This is a genomic window from Pseudomonas sp. AB6 (assembly GCF_034314105.1).
Taxonomy (GTDB): Bacteria; Pseudomonadota; Gammaproteobacteria; order Pseudomonadales; family Pseudomonadaceae; genus Aquipseudomonas.
In genome coordinates this window covers 4,780,068-4,797,181 of sequence record NZ_JAVIWJ010000001.1, presented here as the reverse complement: position 1 = coordinate 4,797,181, position 17,114 = coordinate 4,780,068, and the positions used below count along the sequence as shown (strand labels likewise).

Genomic DNA, 17,114 nt, shown 5'->3' with positions numbered 1-17,114 from the left:
TCGTTGTCTGTTGTCCCCTCTAAACGCGTGCTGCCTCTGTGGCAGATTTGTCACGGTTTCGTTGCAGTCGATGGGTCAATAAGGCTGCGGTGACCGCCAATATTCCGCACAAGCTAATCACCGTCGCCATAGGCATTGCAGTGCCGTCGTGCAGGATACCTACCAAGGCTGAAGCGGCGGCAGCAACGCTGAATTGTAGGCACCCGAGCAGGGCCGACGCGCTGCCCGCCCGCTTCCACTGGCCGCTCATCGCACACGCCGAGGCGTTAGGGATGATGCAGCCAAGGCTGGCAATACAAATGAACAACGGAATAAGCAATGGCCAGAGGGCTTCGGGGCGCAACGCCGCTACGCCCAACATGACCAACGCGGCGGTCAAGTACACCCACACCGCTCGCGCCAGCAAAAATGCAGGACCTCGTCGGCTCAATATTCGGGCATTAATCTGCGCTGTTAAAATGAAGCCCGCGGCGTTGGAGCCAAACAACCAGCCGTAATGTTCTGGTGGCACGCCATAAAGCTTAATAAAAACAAACGGTGAGCCCGACACATATGCAAACATCCCCGCAATGGCGATACCACCGGTCATAGCGTGGCCGATGAAAATCTTGTCACCCAACAACCGACGGTACTGTGTGAGAGCGCCTGTTAACGGGTGGCGCGGATGTTCTGCCGGCATGCTTTCAGGTAAGCCACGAAAAACCGCTAGCCAGCACAAGGCACTAAAAATGCTCAACACCAGAAAAATCGAGTGCCAGCCGTAAAGATTGACCAATAGCCCACCGAGCATTGGCGCGAGTATGGGTGCCAAGCCCATCACCAGCATCAACTGGGAAAAAACCTTTGCCGATTCAATCGGATTGCATTTGTCGCTGACGATGGCACGAGATAAGACCATACCCGCGCATCCACCTAACGCTTGCACAAATCGCGCTGCGATCAGCCATTCCAGGCTAGGTGCAAACGAACACGCCAACGAGGCTAGAGTGAATAGCCCTACGCCCACTAACAGAGGCGTTCGCCGACCAAAGCGGTCGGCAACCGGGCCATAAGCCAACTGACCAATAGACAGGCCTAGAAAGTAGGCGGCCAAGGTCATCTGCACGTGTTTTTCGTCAGTTGCAAATGCCAACGCAATGGCCGGAAAACCGGGCAGGTAAAAATCGATGGCCAATGGACCAAAAGCGCTCAATGCGCCCAGTATCAAGATCATTCTGAGGTTCATCGGTTTTCCAAAACTATGCCCCGCGCAACGGGCTAGTCTAACCGTCCTGAAACCTCAGAGCGTCCTCAACACCAAATTATTAAATCTTTTTCTCAGCCCATCGTTTAGACCGCTTGAGCGGTAGCCACGTACCCTTCGCTACTGATCAAACTGACAAGCGCTTGAGTGGCAACTGTACTTTGTACTTGCACCACCCCCGTGGCGAGATCCACCTTCACCTCAGCGGTGGGATCGACGCGATGAATGGCCTGTGTAACAGCTCGGACGCAGTGACCACATGTCATGCCTTGAACATTAAATAGTTGCATAGCGCTACTCCTCGTAAGATAGCGAGCATCTTCAACCTTTCCATAGCGGTAAGGTCAAGCGTATGTTTTATCTCCCGGGCTGGTATTCATCGCGCCGCTCGGCCAAGCTGCGTCATCACCGTATTTTCACGCAGGAGTATTTGCAATGCGCCGGGCAGCATGGAGTCTTTTCAGCATACTTGGCCTTATGGCTTCAGCACCTTGGGCGCAAGCCGAATCTCAGGACTATAGCGTACTGATCATCTCTCGTGAGCGGCTGGAAGTGTCCACGTCATGCGAAATAGGTATATACATCCAGGATCAGTTGGTAGGCCGCCTGTTTCAGGAAGAGTCCACCTCTTTCAATCTGGCACCCGGCAAAACTGATGTGCGTCTGCGCTTGCTGCCGGGACAAGCATCCGGTTGCGAGCCGGGCATGACCATCCCAAAAATCACCGTTATACAGCTACACGCCGGTGACATCGTTAAATACCAAATAGCCAATAGCCCAAGTGGCATGTACCTGAAACCTGCCTCTTTGGGATATTGAGCCCATTATTAAACCAGGGGACCCGATGAACATCGGTCAAGCGGCGAAAAACAGTGGTCTGAGTGCCAAAATGATTCGTTATTACGAGTCCACAGGCTTGCTCAAAGCCGCGCATCGCACTGACAGCGGCTATCGCGTTTATGGGCCAGACGATCTGCACACGCTGGCGTTTATCAAGCGTTCGCGAGATTTAGGGTTTTCGCTGGAAGAAGTTTCAAGGTTGCTGACGCTCTGGCAAGACAAAGGCCGGGAAAGCGGCGACGTGAAGAATTTGGCGCGTAAACACATCACCGAGCTAAATCAAAAAATCTCCGAAATGGCTAGCTTGCGCGACACCCTGCAAGAGCTGGTCGAACACTGCCACGGTGATCATCGTCCCGATTGCCCAATCCTCAAGGATCTTGAGTCCGGTGGGTGTTGCGACTGATACCGGAGCCAACACATCTGAAGCCGAATGTTAGCCATAAAAAATCCGGCCGAAGCCGGATTTTTATTAGCCTATCATTGCATCCAGGGTGGCGGCGGTTCTTCGGCTTTATTAGGCGGCGCCTCATCGGCAGCCCGACCGGCTTGACGACGGTCCTCATCCATACGTGCTGCTTCGATTTCTCGAAGAATTCCGCCAACATCAGCTTCTTCTTCTGGCTCGTCGAATTCGCCCGTCAATACCGTCGCAGGTGACAACGTGCCCGCCTCGTAAAACGACCACATTTCTTTCGCATACTTGGTGAGTCTCAGCTCTGGCGCAAAACGCCCGAAATAAGAGGCCATGTTGCCAACATCACGCTCCAGCATGCTGAACGCGTGATTGTTACCCGCCGCGTCGACCGCCTGTGGCAGATCGATAATCACTGGACCGTTTGGAGTCAACAACACGTTGAACTCAGACAAGTCACCGTGCACCAAGCCGGTACACAGCATCAGCACGATTTGGCTGATCAGAAACGCGTGATATTCACGTGCTTGATCCGGGTCAAGGGTCACGTCGTTCAGACGCGGTGCCGCATCGCCAAACTCATCAGCGACCAACTCCATCAGCAATACGCCCTCCAGGAAGTCGTAAGGCTTGGGAACCCGCACACCCGCAGCGGCCAAACGAAACAACGCTGCCACTTCGGCATTCTGCCAAGCATCTTCGGTCTCTTTGCGACCAAACTTGGAGCCCTTGGCCATTGCTCGGGCTTGCCGGCTATTGCGAACCTTACGACCCTCCTGATATTCCGCGGCCTGCCGGAAACTACGTTTATTCGCCTCCTTGTAAACCTTGGCGCACCGCAGCTCTTCGCCACAGCGCACCACATAAACAGCTGCCTCTTTACCACTCATGAGTGGGCGCAGCACCTCGTCGACCAGACCGTCCTCGATCAGGGGTTCAATGCGTTTTGGAGTCTTCATCAGCTTTTTTTGTGGGTCCTTCGTGGCCAAATACGCAATGGATGCTCGTTATACGGCAATCCTCGCACAGCGAGTAGTAGATGCCGACCTTTGACCTTCACGGATGTGGGAAAGGCTTCAATTATTTAACAGTTTTTATGCCGAGCAATGTATAGCCAACCATCAACCGGCAGGCCTGCGCAAGTCTCAGTTTTTGAACAGCTCCCCAGGAGTGAAGCCAAATAGGCTTTTGAAGGCAGCGATAAAGGCTGAAGTCGAATCATAACCGCAAGACAATGCCGTATTTGTCACGCTCTCACCGCCCTCCAGCACACTCAGCGACGACAGCAATCGTGCCCGCTGGCGCCAACCACGGAAACTTAAACCGGTCTCGCGCTGAAACAAACGCATCAGTGTTTTTTCCGACATTCCCAACCGTCCAGCCCAATCATACAAAGTAATGACTTGGCTGGGATCAGCGATCAACTCGTTGCACAACCCGAGCAATCGCGGATGGCGCGGCAATGGCAGCGAGAATTCGACCTCCGGCAGCTCCGATAGTTGATCGAGCAGCACCTTGACCAGACGCTCTTCGCTGCTATCACCCTGGGGATACCGTGAAGGCAGCAAGCAAAACGACTTAATTAGCTCGCGAGCCAGCGAGGTCACCTCCAAAACCCGGCAACGTTCTGGCGCCCATTTACAGTCTTCTGGACGCACATACAGGCTGCGCATTTCGGCACACGTCGAGGTAACTACATCATGCTCAAGCCCCGCAGGAATCCAGACACCCCACTGCGGCGGCGCGAAAAAACTACCTTCGGCAGTGTGCACGCCAAGGACGCCGCTAATGGCATACGCAAACTGTACCCAATCGTGCCGATGCGGCGGCGTCCATGAGCCCGCGCCCAAACTTTCGACACGGGCATACAACGGTCGCGGCAAAGCATCCAGCACCGGAACCTGGCGTTCGGCCCCATATTGTCCGTTAGTCGGCATCGATTGACCTTGTGTCGCAAGACGGCTACAGAACCCTTACGTTACCCTGCCGACATCATTTTTTACAAAAACTCTTTTTAGAATCCAGGCCGGCCACTCATATGCACATATTCATGCACCTTAAGCGCGTTGTGACCGACTGGTTCCTGTGCGGAATGCTACTTGCCACGCTGCTGGCTTATTTTTTCCCTGCCTTCGGCAGCGCCGGCGGCGCAATGCATTCCGAATACGTGATCAATATCGGCGTATTTCTGGTGTTTTTCTTGCACGGCGTGAATTTGTCCAGCGAACAGATTAGTCACGGCCTGAAGAACTGGAAGCTGCACGTAATGGTTCAGAGCTTTACGTTCATAGTGTTTCCACTGCTCTGGCTGGCTTGTAGCAAACTGTTTGGCTCGCACCTGCCCGCGCTGCTGATGCTGGGATTCTTCTACCTGTGCGCTCTGCCCTCGACCATTTCTTCATCCGTGGCGCTGACCGGTAGCGCAAACGGTAATGTTCCGGCAGCGATTCTCAATGCCAGCATGTCCAGCGTGTTCGGGATTTTCATGACCCCGTGGCTGGTGAGTTTGGTGGTGGGTTCCGGCGCTGGCGGGATCGACCTCGGCGCAACTTTGCTCGATCTCTGCGCAATGTTGTTGCTGCCACTGGTACTGGGCCAATTGGTGCGACCATTTTTGGGTAAATTTTTTACCCGACACAGGCGTTACACCAACATTGTCGACAAGGTTGTGATCCTGCTGCTGGTGTACTCGGCGTTCTGCAATTCCATGGTTTCAGGCATGTGGCAAAAACAAGGCGGTGCGGTAATTTTCAGTGCGTTCATCGGTAGCGCGCTGCTGCTGGCTGTCGTTTTATTCATGACCACCCGCACCGCTCGCGCGCTCAAGTTCAACCATGCAGATGAGGTGGCGGCGGTGTTTTGTGCAAGCAAGAAATCGTTGGCCGCCGGTGCGCCGATGGCCGCGTTAATCTTCGGTGCTGACCCAGGGCTGGGCCTGATTTTGCTGCCAATCATGATTTATCACCCGATGCAGCTGATCGTCTGTTCGGTTTTAGCTGAGCGCTATGCAGCGCAGCATCGGTTGCTGAAGGTGCAAGAAAGTGAGGCTGTGCTGGCCAGATAGTCCACGCGTATATTCCGATGCATTACCGCTCAATAATCGCCGTAACACCTTGTCCGCCCGCTGCGCAGATAGAAATTAACCCACGCCCCTGCCCGGCAACCGCCAACAGTTTCGCCAAGTTGGCGACGATTCTTGCGCCAGTGGCGGCGAAGGGATGGCCTGCCGCCAACGAGCTGCCTTTAACGTTAAGCTTGCCGCGATCAATCGACCCTAACGCGCAGTCCAGACCCAAGCGGGTTTTGCAGTAATCCTCGTCTTCCCAGGCTTTTAACGTGCAGAGCACCTGCGCAGCGAACGCTTCATGAATTTCGTAATAATCAAAATCCTGCAAACGAAGGTCGTTACGTGCCAAAAGGCGTGGAACGGCATACACCGGCGCCATCAATAACCCTTCAGCGCCGTTGGCAAAATCGACCGCCGCAGCCTCGCCATCACGTAAAAATGCCAATACCGGTAGCCCGCGTTCTTTGGCCCACTCCTCACTGGCCAACAGCACTAGGGAGGCACCATCGGTCAGCGGCGTCGAATTTCCGGCTGTCAGCGTGCCTTTAGGACCGCGCTCAAAAACTGGTTTTAGGCTGGCAAGCGTGTCCAGCGTCAGATCTGGCCGCAGGTTATGATCACGGGTCAACCCCATATACGGCGTCAGCAGGTCGTTTTGCCAGCCTTCGGCATAGGCGGCCGCCATTTTCACATGGCTTTCCAGCGCCAGTTTGTCTTGGGTATCACGGCCGACATTCCAGGTTTGCGCCATCAGTTCGCAATGCTGCCCCATGGACAATCCCGTGCGCGGCTCACCATTACGTGGCAGTTCAGGCTTGAGGTTGTGCGGACGAAGTCGCAGCAATGCTTTGAGTTTATCCGCGCCGGTTTTGCTGCGATTGAGCTGCAACAAAATGCGCCGCAGATCTTCGTTGACTCCAATCGGCGCATCCGAAGTAGTGTCTACGCCACCCGCGATCCCACAGTCGATCTGCCCCAACGCAATCTTGTTCGCCACCAGCAACGCGGCTTCCAGCCCAGTACCACAGGCCTGTTGCACGTCGTACGCAGGTGTTTGGGGCGACAGTCGCGAGCCCAGTACGCATTCGCGGGTCAGGTTGAAATCTCGCGAATGCTTGAGCACCGCACCAGCGGCTACTTCTCCAATGCGAAGACCGTGCAGATTGAATCGTTCAATCAAGCCTTCGAGTGTGGCGGTCAGCATGTCCTGATTACTCGCGGTGGCATACGCACCGTTGGAGCGGGCGAATGGGATGCGATTGCCGCCAACAATAGCGACGCGACGTGGCAGATTCATAAAGCTTCCTTGTTGTTGAATACTTTTTATTGAGCCTAATAGAGCACAGCTTAGGTCCGGTTGCAGCGAACGCCGTTGGGCCCAAGTGGTCAATTGTTTGAACCCCGACTCAAGGAGAGTGTTCCATGTCGTCCGACCGCTATATCGAATTCGCCAACTCTGACATCGGCCGTCGCTTGATTGGCGCAGTGGGCCTGCCCACTCCGGCGCGATTGGAACGCTGGCAAGCGGGGCGTTTGCGTCCGATTGAGGGCACATTGTTGATCAGCGCGGGGCCGCTGGCCGATCACGTCAGAATTTTCGCCCAGCGCCTTACCGACTCACTGTACAGCTTTGGCAGCGATCAACCGGATGCCACCGCCTGGACTGCCGACCAAGGCCCGAAACTCAAGGCTGTGCTGTTCGACGCCAGTACCATGACTCACACTGGCCAGCTCAAACAGCTGCGTGAATTCTTTCAGCCGGTCATGAAAAGTTTCGATCATAGCGCCCATGTCGTAATACTCGGCCGGGCACCGGTTGCCCTGACCGAAGATCCCTTAGCGGCCAGCACTCAACAGGCCATTGAAGGGTTCAGCCGTTCCCTCGCCAAAGAAATGCGTGATGGCGGCACAGTGCAATTGCTGCATATCGACGAAGGCGCGGAAAACCAACTCGAAGGTGCTCTTCGGTTTTTCCTATCACCCAAAAGCGCATTCATTTCAGGTCAAGTCATCCGCCTGAGCCCATGCGCAACTCATGTGCAGGACTGGAGCCGACCGCTTCGCGGGAAACGAGCGCTGATCACCGGCGCCGCACGCGGCATTGGGGCATCAATCGCCGAAACTCTGGCAAGAGACGGCGCAGAAGTGGTGTTACTGGACGTCCCTCAGGCCAAGGCCGACCTCGAAGCACTGGCTGCACGTCTGGGTGGGCAAAGTGTGACCTTGGATATTTGCGCCGAGAGCGCCGCACTGGAGTTGACCGAAGCCCTGCCGACTGGCATCGACATCGTGGTCCACAACGCCGGGATCACACGCGATAAAACCCTGGCAAACATGACGGCCGAATTTTGGGACTCCGTACTGGCGGTGAACCTCAACGCCCCACAAGTGCTGACCCAAGCCCTGCTGGACAGCGGCGCGTTGCGCGACAACGGCCGGGTCATCTTGATGGCCTCGATCAATGGCATCGCGGGCAATCGCGGGCAAACCAACTACGCAGCGAGCAAGGCCGGGCTGATTGGCATGGCCAAGTCCTGGGCGCCTCTATTGCAGCAGCGCGGCATCAGCATCAATGCTGTCGCACCTGGTTTTATTGAAACCAGAATGACCGAAAATATGCCCTTCACCCTGCGTGAAGCTGGTCGGCGCATGAGCTCCCTCGGCCAGGGTGGTTTACCTCAAGACGTTGCCGAAACCGTGGCCTGGCTCAGCCAACCAGGGACAGGCGCCGTAAGTGGTCAGGTGGTGCGCGTGTGTGGCCAGAGCGTTGTAGGGGCCTGATGCTTGCCTGTTCGATTTTGGAATAAAAGGAGATGACTTATGGCTTCACAATGGAGCTACCTCACCGCATCACCGGCATTGCCCAGGCTGTTCTTGCAAGCGGCGCTGCGACGTAAAGTCACTGGAACGGTGTTGCCAGAAGAAGGCTTGCGCTGTTGGGTGTCGGTCAATCGCCAACAGGTGGAAGCCTATCGCAAAGTATGCGGATTTCCGGACAGTAGTTTGATGCCACCTACCTACCTACACGTGCTGGCCTTTGCACTGCAAATGCAAATAATGACCGGCAAAAACTTTCCATTTCCGTTGCTAGGCCTTATTCACCTGCGCAACAGCATCAGCGTTCATCGACCGCTAGGCGGTATCGGCCAAGTGCGAGTGAGCGTTCACGTCGGCAACCTGCAACCCCATGCCAAGGGCGCAACATTTAGCCTGATCACCGAAGTTGAAGATGCACTGGGGTCACTTTGGGAAGAGGACTGCACCCTGCTTTGCAGAGGGATGCAATTGCCTGGTGAGCCACCAAGCGACTTCGAATCTGCGCCGTTGCCGCTCAGCGAGGTAACGCGTTGGCAGGCGCCTGCGGACATCGGTCGCCACTACGCAAAAGTGTCCGGCGACTACAACCCGATTCACCTGAGCGCCACCAGCGCCAAAATGTTCGGTTTCCCCACCGCCATTGCCCACGGCCTGTGGCTAAAAGCGCGAACTCTCGCCGCCTTGGACGACCACCTCCCCGCAGCGAATGTTCACATCAGCGCAGAGTTTCAAAAGCCGGTGCGGCTGCCCAGCGATGTTACGTTGTCAGCCAGCGCGGCCGGCTCCAGTGGGCAGTTTCGATTGACGGGGTCGAACCCTGATCTGGTGCACATGATCGGCAGTTGGCAGCCATTGACCTAGGCTCTTCGGTAGACGATGCCGTGCCGTGACAACCAAAGAAGGCCGATTGTTAGACTGCGGCATCGCATCACCCTTCTCGCCAACACGGTGGCTCCGTAATGGGGACTGCGTTTAAGCTACACGTCCTCAGGAGAACCCGATGAACCTCGACGACCTTACCCAACGCCTGCATAAGATTCGAGATCAAAATAATTGGCGGCAATTTCATAGCCCGAAAAACCTGGCAATGGCTGCCAGCGTGGAAATGGCTGAACTGGTGGAAATTTTCCAATGGCTCGGCGAAGACCAGTCACGCCAACTACCGCCTGATCAGCTAGAACATGCCGGTCAAGAAGTGGGCGATATTGTGATGTACCTGCTGATGCTGTGCAGTGAATTAGGGTTGGATATGGAACAGGTAGTACGCAGTAAGCTAGCCGATAACGAGCGGCGTTTTACACATGAGTGATCGACATTTCGATCTGCTGGCGACGCGCTTCGCCGAAAAAATCTATGGCGGCGCAAAAGGCGCTATCCGTCTGGCGGTACTACAGGCTGACTTGCTTGAAGTGCTGCCGCCCGATCGGCCACTACGGGTGTTGGACATCGGCGCTGGACTCGGCCACATGTCGTTATGGTTGGCGGAACGCGGTCATGCCGTGACGCTGGCAGAACCGGCACTGCCAATGCTCGACGGCGCACGTCAGCGCTTTGCCGACGCCGGCCAGACGGCAACCTTTATCCAGATACCGTGGCAGGATCTCCTCGGCCAGCAGCATCAACCGTATGACTTGGTACTGTGTCACGCAGTCTTGGAATGGTTGGCAGAACCTCATGCGATTTTGCCAGTGCTACATCAACTGACCCAAGCCAATGGCTGGTTGTCGTTGGCATTTTATAACCGCGATGCGTTGATCTATCGAAATCTGCTCAAGGGCCACTTTCGCAAAATGCGCAAGAATGACATGGCCGGAGAAAAACAAAGTCTGACTCCGCAACGCCCCCTGGACCCGCGCGAATTGTCAGCGCAACTTGAAGGGACGTGGCGAGTCGAAGCTCAAAGTGGCGTAAGGGTTTTCCATGATTACATGCCGGTTGAGTTTCAGGCCAAGGTTGAACTCGCAGCGTTGCTGGAAATGGAATTAGCTCACCGTCGCCACCCGAGCTTTGCTGGCCTGGGCCGTTATCTGCATTGGTTATGCAGGCCATTGTGAGCTTTTAACCCACACGGTTTATTGCGGAGACCATCATGAATCGCCGGATCGCCACCCTTTTGCTGTGCTTGAGCATTAGCGCTTGCCAAAGCAACAACCCCTACGTTGCCAGTTCCAACCCTCTGCCTCCTGCGCCGCGGCTTGCTAACACGGCAGTGGACATGAGCGCTTATCCAGCGCCAACGATTGATTTTGGTCGATACCGCAATTGGTCCTGGGTTAACGGCCAGCGGCCCAGTGGATCACCCTTTGCCAGCTCGGAACAACTGGCCGATGCAGTGAGCAACGGGCTTGATCAACGCGGTCTGCGTCCAGCAATGAATAATCTTCCCGCAGACCTCGGTGTAGTGGCAGACGTGCATGTGGAAACGCGCGTGCGCCAGGTCCGTGACGACGCCTACGATAATGGAGCCGGAGTGGGCTATGGCCGTTATGGCGGCTACAACAGCGGCGGTTTTGGCGGGTATACCACGGTGCCAATTGTGCGCACGTATCAGGTTCAAGTATTGGTAGTGCGCATCAGCCTGTTTGACAACCGAAGCCATCAACCGGTATGGAGTGCTAGCGCTGAAACTGCTACCGGTGGCGATGAGTCAGGCCGCGCCAAAGCTTTGCGCCAAGCGGTCAATCAAGCACTGACGACCTATCCGCCTTCGTGATGCAAAAGGAGAAACGTCATGTTACGGCGCCTGTCCATATTATCTATTGCACTGTCGCTGAGCGCCTGCGTCGCCAATCAGGTCAACCGTGACTTTGACGTTACACGCGATTTTGGCGCCTACCGCAGCTGGACCTGGAAAGAGCCCAGCGTGCAATATCGTCCCGACGATCCGCGAATAAAGAGCGACTTGACTGAACAACGTATTCGTCAATCGGTAAGTGGCCAGCTGGATCAGCGAGGACTGCGCATGGCCGCACCAGGGAGCCAAGCGGACATTAAAGTACAAACCTATTTGATCGTTGAGAATCGCCAGCAAATGGTCAGCACCAACTACGGCGGCAGCCTATGGGGCGGTGGTTGGGGCGGATGGGGTGGCGGAATCACTGAAACCCGAAATGTCGATTACAAAGTCTCAACCCTGCAAATCGATTTGCTCGATGCCAGGGACGGCAAGCTGGTCAGGCGCGGCAGCACCGAACAAGTGGTTAATTCCAGCCAAACAACCGTTGATCTTGGATGAACTGGGCATTACTGAAAACACCGTGAAGTTATATGTTTCTCAAGTACTGCGCCTGACCGCATGCATAACCGTACTCAATTGGCCCTGGCCCTGTTGCCGAATAACGCGCAGCACTGTGTTACGGCACATTGAAAGTTGTCGAACACGCACGACCCTAAGCCCTGCCGCACGTTTTTAAAAACTTAAGGCAAATAGCCTCTATCCTCCACGGAACTCGCTGGCCTCTAAAGTAGCCCAAGCGACAGACTTCTTTTTTCTTCAGGGCATGCATATGCGGACAGAAAGCTTTTTCGAATGGCTCGGTCAGATGCTGGGCGCCATCATTCGGTTTGTGGTTGATGGATTGGATTGGCTATTCAAAATACTGGGGCATGCCGGAGGCAACTTTGTCGAGGGCCTGTCTCGCACGCTGGGCATGAACACCTCACTGATCAGCATCATCGCGCTGATCATCGGCTTGATGTTGCTGTACTCCGCCATTCGCGCCTTCATGCGCGCCTCAATTATCTCCGGCATCATCTGGATGGTTCTCGGCTTGTGGTTGTTGAGCTGGATTATTCATTGATCAGCGGCCAACCCCCGTTGATCCATCGCCAATGGATTAGCTAGCATCGAGTTAGGTGGGGCTCACGATGAGTGCAGGTTGTTACACTGCGCGCCTTCCAAGGAGCTTCCATGTCCAGCTTGATGACCGATTGGCGCGACCGCACAACCCATCGACGAGTTTGGGCGTTGGCCGCACCGATGATTCTCTCGAATATTTCCGTTCCCTTGGTGGCGTTGGTCGACAGCGCCGTTATCGGCCATTTACCTTACGCCCACCAACTGGGTGCGGTGGCAGTCGGCGCTACTCTGTATACCTTCCTCGCATGGGCGATGGGCTTTCTGCGAATGGGCACTACCGGGTTTGCCGCACAGGCCGCCGGACGCAATGATGGTGCAGCGCTCAGGCAAATCCTGTTGCAAGGATTGCTGCTGGCAATGATCCTGTCGGTGGTATTGGGCATCTTTGCGCTTCCGTTCAGCCACATGGCCCTGGACATGATGCAGCCCTCAGCCGATCTCAAAGCGCTGACCCTGGACTTCTTCCATACCCGTTTATTCGGCCTGCCCGCCGCGCTGGCTAGTTATGCATTAGTCGGTTGGTTCCTCGGCACCCAGAATGCCCGAGCGCCACTGGCGATCCTGCTGACAACCAATCTGGTGAACATCGCGCTGAATCTGTGGTTCGTCATGGGCCTGGATTGGGGAGTTGTCGGTTCGGCCCGAGCCTCGGTGTTGGCTGAATGGATCGGTGCTCTGCTCGGTCTGGCGTTGACGCACAAAGGCCTGCGCGCGTTTCCCGGCCAAGTAGCGTGGGCGGCGCTCAAACACTGGGAAAATTGGCGCCCCCTGCTGGCGGTCAATCGCGACATCTTCATCCGCAGCCTGGCGCTGCAGTCGGTATTTTTCCTGATCACGGTACAGGGCGCTCGGTTGGGCGATGCAACGGTCGCTGCCAATGCTTTATTGCTCAACGGTCTGCTGCTGACCGCCCACGCATTAGACGGGCTGGCCCACGCAGTCGAGGCATTGTGTGGTCACGCCATTGGCGCCCATGACCGCACTTCGTTGCGCCGTTCATTGACGGTTGCGGCCGGCTGGTCGTTGCTCGCAAGCTTGGCGTTCGCGATTTTGTTTTTGTTTGCGGGGCATTTGTTCATCGAGATGCAGACCAACATTCCCGAAGTCCGCGAAACGGCATTCGAATACCTGCCGTACCTGGCCGCGCTGCCGGTGGTTGCCGTGTGGAGCTACCTGCTCGATGGTTTATTCATCGGTGCTACCCGGGCGCGGGAAATGCGCAATGCCATGCTCCTGAGCGTGGCACTTATAGCGCCCTTCGCCTGGTTCGCCAAAGACTTGGGCAATCATGGGCTGTGGCTGACGTTCATTTTGTTCATGCTATTGCGCGGCATAACCCTGGGCGTGGTAGCCAGGGGCCTGAATCGCAGCGACGGCTGGTTTGCCGCTTCAGGTCACTGAGTGGCTAGAGGCTGGGTACGCAAGTCGGCGTGAATGAAATCGATTACGTCATCCAGCACTGGCGCCAGTGCGCGCAACGGTCGGGACATGGCGGCGACTAGAGTAGCGTGCCCGGTTCGAGAGAAGTACAACTCGCGTACAGGTACACCATCGGCTCGCAAACGCGCCGCCAGGCCACCGGTATTGCGGGTCGGATTTACCACCTTGTCACCTTTCGAAGCGATCAATAGCGCAGGCGGTGATTCTGGACTGACGTGATTGATCGGCTGAGAGTCAGGTGGCGAATTTGGAAAGAAAAACACCGGCTTGACGTCCTCGTTGTCGATAGGCAAGAAGTCATAAGGCCCGGCTAGGCCGATCCAACCGCTGAGCATCGACGGCTTGAGTCCGACTTTTGCGAGAAACACCGGATCGAGGGCAATCATCGCGGCGTTGTAAGCGCCCGAACTGTGGCCCATTACGTAGAGGTTCTCAGGGTCGCCACCATACTCATGCACGTGCTTATATGCCCAAGCCACTGCCTGAGCAGAATCCTCTAAGAAGGCCGGATAGCGCACTTGAGGGTACAACCGGTAATCGGCAATAACGACCACGATCCCCCGCGAAGCCAGCGCTTCACCGACAAACGTGTAATCGGTTTTTGAGCCGCTGTTCCAACTTCCGCCATAAAAAAATACAACCACCGGCGCATTAGCCGGTGCCTTTACAGGGGTATATACGTCCAGCTTGTTACGCGGATCGCTGCCATAAGCGATATCGGAAACTCGAGTAAAAGTGCTTTCAGGGGTTAGGGCATTGAGCACATTGATCGGTGAACACGCCGCCAGTAAGGCGGCCAACAACCCAGTCAGCACCGCTTTGAATACGTAGGGTGTCATTACACTGCCTCATGCTCATTAACGAAGGACCCGTCACGTATGGGCCGAAATCGGCGGTTCCGTAAAAGCCAGTAAAACTACGACCACCCACCCAGCCAATAGTTGGCAAGGTTCGCGAAACGCTGATGCGGATTATCGCCCGGAAGTATGGGCGGAACAGCGGCTGACGCAAACCTTGCACGCAACGTTAGCCAATTGTCGAGCACTGCACTGTCGCAGAAACCGTGGCGCAGCCCTTCATGAATATGGTCAAGGGTCTTACGGTAATTACTGCCGGTGGCGCGACTCCACACATACGCGTGACGCTCGATCAGGCACTGCTGCAGCTTTTTTTCCTGCTTCAAACCGAGTTCAGGCTCGATGGTCAGCGGCGTTACTTCAAGCGCTGGGTTAATGACCGACTGGACTCCTTGGGTGTCTTCTACCTTTGTCACCCAAGGACCGCCGTACCACATCAGCGACTCAATGGGCCCCAGCCAACGACTTAACTCCAACGCATCCATTTCGTCGAAAAAATAACTCGCAGTTTGGACGTTGTAATAGGTCAGCAAACTTTTGTAGTGGCCACCGAAACGTACAGTCAGCATACGGCGCAAATGGTCGAGCAATTGCTGCTTGGGCGCCGCGCAAACAATACGTAGACCTGGCCATGGTGCCGTCTCTTGCGGGAGTACATTGTTCAATGGGTCGCCCAATGGCAGGTGCACCAACAACGGTCCCTGATCACGAATCACGTGCAGGTCGGTGTCTGCGAGCAATTCGTCCCACCCGTGGCTATCGCCAAATTGCTGTTTGAATCGATCAGCCAGCCCCGGTACGCCAGGCGTATCGAGCAAAAGCCAATCGTGCTGAGGATCGGAAGAAGAACCCTGATGGGTGCGAATCATGACAAGCCCCGTCCATCAATACCGGTTCGCATCCGACAGTCGCATGGTTGTAATTGGCAATGAGCGAAACTCCCTCCAGACGGTTGCCAGCAGAGCACGATCAACGGATGACTGCCCTTTATGAGTTCCAGCAAATGCTGGGTATTGGTGTTCAATGCGCTCGCAGGTAGGACGTCGGTAGCATCAGTGACCGTCGCCGCTCCGAGCATTTGCAGGTTTATTTGTCGACTATGAAGCATCAAGCAATCGTTTTCAAAGCGCAGCGAGCTGTCTCCCACCGCGAACGTCAATTGTGTATCGTTTTCAAACGTCAGCGTGATTCCGCCTGTGATGGCGATTTTCTGACCAGCGCCGGCAAAGCTGTCCAGGTCAAGGCACAGTTCAAGGGAGGGCTGTTCGGCGCCCTCACTGATGGGCGCATCTACGCAGGCGTCAATAGGAGGTGTCGCGTCATAGTCCTCCAGATAGGCCGTGACCATGGGCAAATCAGGGTCGCCATCGACGAAACTCACCACCACGTCCATTCCTACCCGCGGCCGAGTGCTGAATTCGCCGCCCAAAGTAGATGACATGGGTATCCAGCAACTGGCGTAGTGGGCGCCCTGACCTTGCCACCCCCAATCAAACTGCACGCAAATACGGCCTGACGCGTCGCAATGTTCTTGACCAACGACCGGCCCCATCACCCGGGCGCGCTGCACGCCCAACATCTTTGGCCTAGGTTCTGGCGGAGCTGGACGAAAACCGATCTCCCAGGGTGTCGCCACGAAACGATTGCGATAGGGCAACGCGCTGACGTCGGCAGCCAACAGCTGATCAAGCATGTGAACCTGGTTGCCTTGGTGCTGGACTTCAGTCAGCAGCCAGAGATGATTCCATTCTTTGCGCGGATGTCCAGTTAATGGCAGCAACAAACCCGCGCCCAGGTAAGGTGAGGTACTTTCACCCTCAGCCCGCTCCAAGGAGCGCTGGCCGAAAGGCTCGGCGTCGATGCTGCCCACGGAAAACCGATCAATCTGATGCCTTGTAGGCTCAGCCTTACCCGGTATCAGGCGCCGGGGAACGGTTTCAAAAAAACACGTCGGGCCTCGACGAAATCCACCTTGAGTATCCGCAAATACCAGTACGTGACGCTGCTTGGAGTGCTGAAAATGGTAATGAATACCCTCTTCATCACATAGCCGCTGAACGAACTGCAAATCAGACTCATGATGCTGTGCGCAGTAACTCCGCTCACGGTAGGCATGCTTTAGTTCGAAGCGATGCGCGTTAGCATGAATACCGTGCTCCTTGATAACCCGGGCAATAATTTGCGGGACTGACAGGTCTTGAAAAATGCGCTGATTGTAGCGATGCGCAAGACAGCCCAACCGTGGTCCCAAGCATAATCGGTAGTGATCGGAGCTCGAGTCTCGGTGGATATTAACCACACGTTGAATTTGCCCATTGATACCGGTTTGGGTCCCGGCGAAGCTCAGCCACGCCGAGCGATACATCAAGCTTTTTACGTTCAGAACGGAAGATTCGATGACCACGTCTAGTTCAAACGCAAAAGGCTGGCTGATCGCTTCCGTACCGGTAAACGAAAGCACAGTGAGTGGGTTATTCAGGTTCGGGATATCCAGACGAAAAAAAGGTGCGTTGACTGGATCGAACATCGGCTATTGCTCTACGAGGGAACGGCCGAGGATTCTCGCCGAGAGAACC

Annotated in this window: 19 protein-coding genes and 1 pseudogene; 12 read left to right on the top strand and 8 right to left on the bottom strand. The window is 55.6% G+C overall.

The window, feature by feature from the left end:
* Positions 1 to 19 precede the first annotated feature (19 nt).
* Both RGW60_RS22370 and RGW60_RS22365 read right to left on the bottom strand, forming a co-directional pair.
* Complete coding sequence (locus RGW60_RS22370; protein ID WP_322206668.1) at positions 20 to 1,225, bottom strand: Bcr/CflA family multidrug efflux MFS transporter; 1,206 nt, start codon at positions 1,223 to 1,225, stop codon at positions 20 to 22.
* Positions 1,226 to 1,329: 104 nt separating this feature from the next.
* On the bottom strand, positions 1,330 to 1,533 hold the full coding sequence (locus RGW60_RS22365) for a heavy-metal-associated domain-containing protein (RefSeq protein ID WP_322206667.1): 204 nt from the start codon (positions 1,531 to 1,533) through the stop codon (positions 1,330 to 1,332).
* A 145-nt stretch (positions 1,534 to 1,678) separates the two neighbouring features.
* Here RGW60_RS22365 and RGW60_RS22360 point away from each other — a divergent pair, with 145 nt between their 5' ends.
* Complete coding sequence (locus RGW60_RS22360; protein WP_322206665.1) at positions 1,679 to 2,062, top strand: hypothetical protein; 384 nt, start codon at positions 1,679 to 1,681, stop codon at positions 2,060 to 2,062.
* Positions 2,063 to 2,087: 25 nt separating this feature from the next.
* A complete protein-coding gene (cueR, locus tag RGW60_RS22355) occupies positions 2,088 to 2,489 on the top strand; it encodes a Cu(I)-responsive transcriptional regulator (protein ID WP_322206664.1) in 402 nt (133 codons plus the stop codon).
* A gap of 74 nt (positions 2,490 to 2,563) precedes the next feature.
* Here the strand turns inward: cueR and RGW60_RS22350 are convergent, their stop codons facing one another.
* Positions 2,564 to 3,457, bottom strand: a complete 894-nt coding sequence (locus tag RGW60_RS22350; RefSeq protein ID WP_322206663.1) for a PA4780 family RIO1-like protein kinase — start codon at positions 3,455 to 3,457, stop codon at positions 2,564 to 2,566.
* A gap of 186 nt (positions 3,458 to 3,643) precedes the next feature.
* Positions 3,644 to 4,435: a helix-turn-helix transcriptional regulator gene (locus tag RGW60_RS22345; RefSeq protein WP_322206661.1), complete on the bottom strand. Its 792-nt coding sequence runs from the start codon at positions 4,433 to 4,435 to the stop codon at positions 3,644 to 3,646.
* Between the two features lie 101 nt (positions 4,436 to 4,536).
* Between RGW60_RS22345 and RGW60_RS22340 the strand changes: the two genes are divergently transcribed.
* Complete coding sequence (locus tag RGW60_RS22340) at positions 4,537 to 5,562, top strand: bile acid:sodium symporter family protein (protein ID WP_322206659.1); 1,026 nt, start codon at positions 4,537 to 4,539, stop codon at positions 5,560 to 5,562.
* Positions 5,563 to 5,584: 22 nt separating this feature from the next.
* Here the strand turns inward: RGW60_RS22340 and RGW60_RS22335 are convergent, their stop codons facing one another.
* Positions 5,585 to 6,862, bottom strand: coding sequence for an acetyl-CoA C-acetyltransferase (locus tag RGW60_RS22335; RefSeq protein WP_322206658.1), 1,278 nt, complete (start codon positions 6,860 to 6,862; stop codon positions 5,585 to 5,587).
* Positions 6,863 to 6,987: 125 nt separating this feature from the next.
* Between RGW60_RS22335 and RGW60_RS22330 the strand changes: the two genes are divergently transcribed.
* The 9 genes and pseudogenes from RGW60_RS22330 (at position 6,988) to RGW60_RS22295 (ending at position 13,642) form a co-directional block, all read left to right on the top strand.
* Complete coding sequence (locus RGW60_RS22330) at positions 6,988 to 8,346, top strand: 3-oxoacyl-ACP reductase (RefSeq protein ID WP_322206657.1); 1,359 nt, start codon at positions 6,988 to 6,990, stop codon at positions 8,344 to 8,346.
* Between the two features lie 39 nt (positions 8,347 to 8,385).
* Positions 8,386 to 9,243 carry a MaoC family dehydratase gene (locus RGW60_RS22325; protein WP_322206656.1) on the top strand — a complete coding sequence of 286 codons (858 nt, stop codon included), beginning with the start codon at positions 8,386 to 8,388 and terminating at the stop codon, positions 9,241 to 9,243.
* 139 nt (positions 9,244 to 9,382) lie between these two features.
* Positions 9,383 to 9,691 carry a nucleotide pyrophosphohydrolase gene (locus RGW60_RS22320; protein WP_322206654.1) on the top strand — a complete coding sequence of 103 codons (309 nt, stop codon included), beginning with the start codon at positions 9,383 to 9,385 and terminating at the stop codon, positions 9,689 to 9,691.
* Complete coding sequence (locus RGW60_RS22315) at positions 9,684 to 10,436, top strand: methyltransferase (protein ID WP_322206653.1); 753 nt, start codon at positions 9,684 to 9,686, stop codon at positions 10,434 to 10,436. The genes RGW60_RS22320 and RGW60_RS22315 overlap by 8 nt, the downstream gene beginning before the upstream one ends.
* Positions 10,437 to 10,471: 35 nt before the next feature.
* On the top strand, positions 10,472 to 11,095 hold the full coding sequence (locus RGW60_RS22310) for a DUF4136 domain-containing protein (RefSeq protein WP_322206652.1): 624 nt from the start codon (positions 10,472 to 10,474) through the stop codon (positions 11,093 to 11,095).
* 18 nt (positions 11,096 to 11,113) lie between these two features.
* Positions 11,114 to 11,617: a DUF4136 domain-containing protein gene (locus RGW60_RS22305; RefSeq protein WP_322206651.1), complete on the top strand. Its 504-nt coding sequence runs from the start codon at positions 11,114 to 11,116 to the stop codon at positions 11,615 to 11,617.
* Positions 11,616 to 11,749, top strand: a pseudogene (locus RGW60_RS23895) (DNA-binding response regulator); the annotation flags it as partial. The gene RGW60_RS22305 and the pseudogene RGW60_RS23895, both read left to right, overlap by 2 nt.
* Before the next feature lie 139 nt (positions 11,750 to 11,888).
* Positions 11,889 to 12,182: a hypothetical protein gene (locus RGW60_RS22300; protein ID WP_322206650.1), complete on the top strand. Its 294-nt coding sequence runs from the start codon at positions 11,889 to 11,891 to the stop codon at positions 12,180 to 12,182.
* Between the two features lie 110 nt (positions 12,183 to 12,292).
* A complete protein-coding gene (locus RGW60_RS22295; RefSeq protein WP_322206649.1) occupies positions 12,293 to 13,642 on the top strand; it encodes an MATE family efflux transporter in 1,350 nt (449 codons plus the stop codon).
* Here the strand turns inward: RGW60_RS22295 and RGW60_RS22290 are convergent.
* The 3 genes from RGW60_RS22290 to RGW60_RS22280 form a co-directional block, all read right to left on the bottom strand.
* Entirely contained in the window at positions 13,636 to 14,520 is an 885-nt protein-coding gene (locus tag RGW60_RS22290; RefSeq protein WP_322206648.1) for an alpha/beta hydrolase, read from the bottom strand. The genes RGW60_RS22295 and RGW60_RS22290 overlap by 7 nt on opposite strands.
* Positions 14,521 to 14,597: 77 nt before the next feature.
* The gene (locus RGW60_RS22285) at positions 14,598 to 15,407 is read right to left on the bottom strand and encodes a DUF4123 domain-containing protein (protein ID WP_322206647.1); all 810 of its coding nucleotides are present in this window, start codon (positions 15,405 to 15,407) and stop codon (positions 14,598 to 14,600) included.
* On the bottom strand, positions 15,404 to 17,065 hold the full coding sequence (locus RGW60_RS22280) for a contractile injection system protein, VgrG/Pvc8 family (protein ID WP_322206646.1): 1,662 nt from the start codon (positions 17,063 to 17,065) through the stop codon (positions 15,404 to 15,406). The genes RGW60_RS22285 and RGW60_RS22280 overlap by 4 nt, the downstream gene beginning before the upstream one ends.
* Between the last annotated feature and the right edge of the window lie 49 nt (positions 17,066 to 17,114).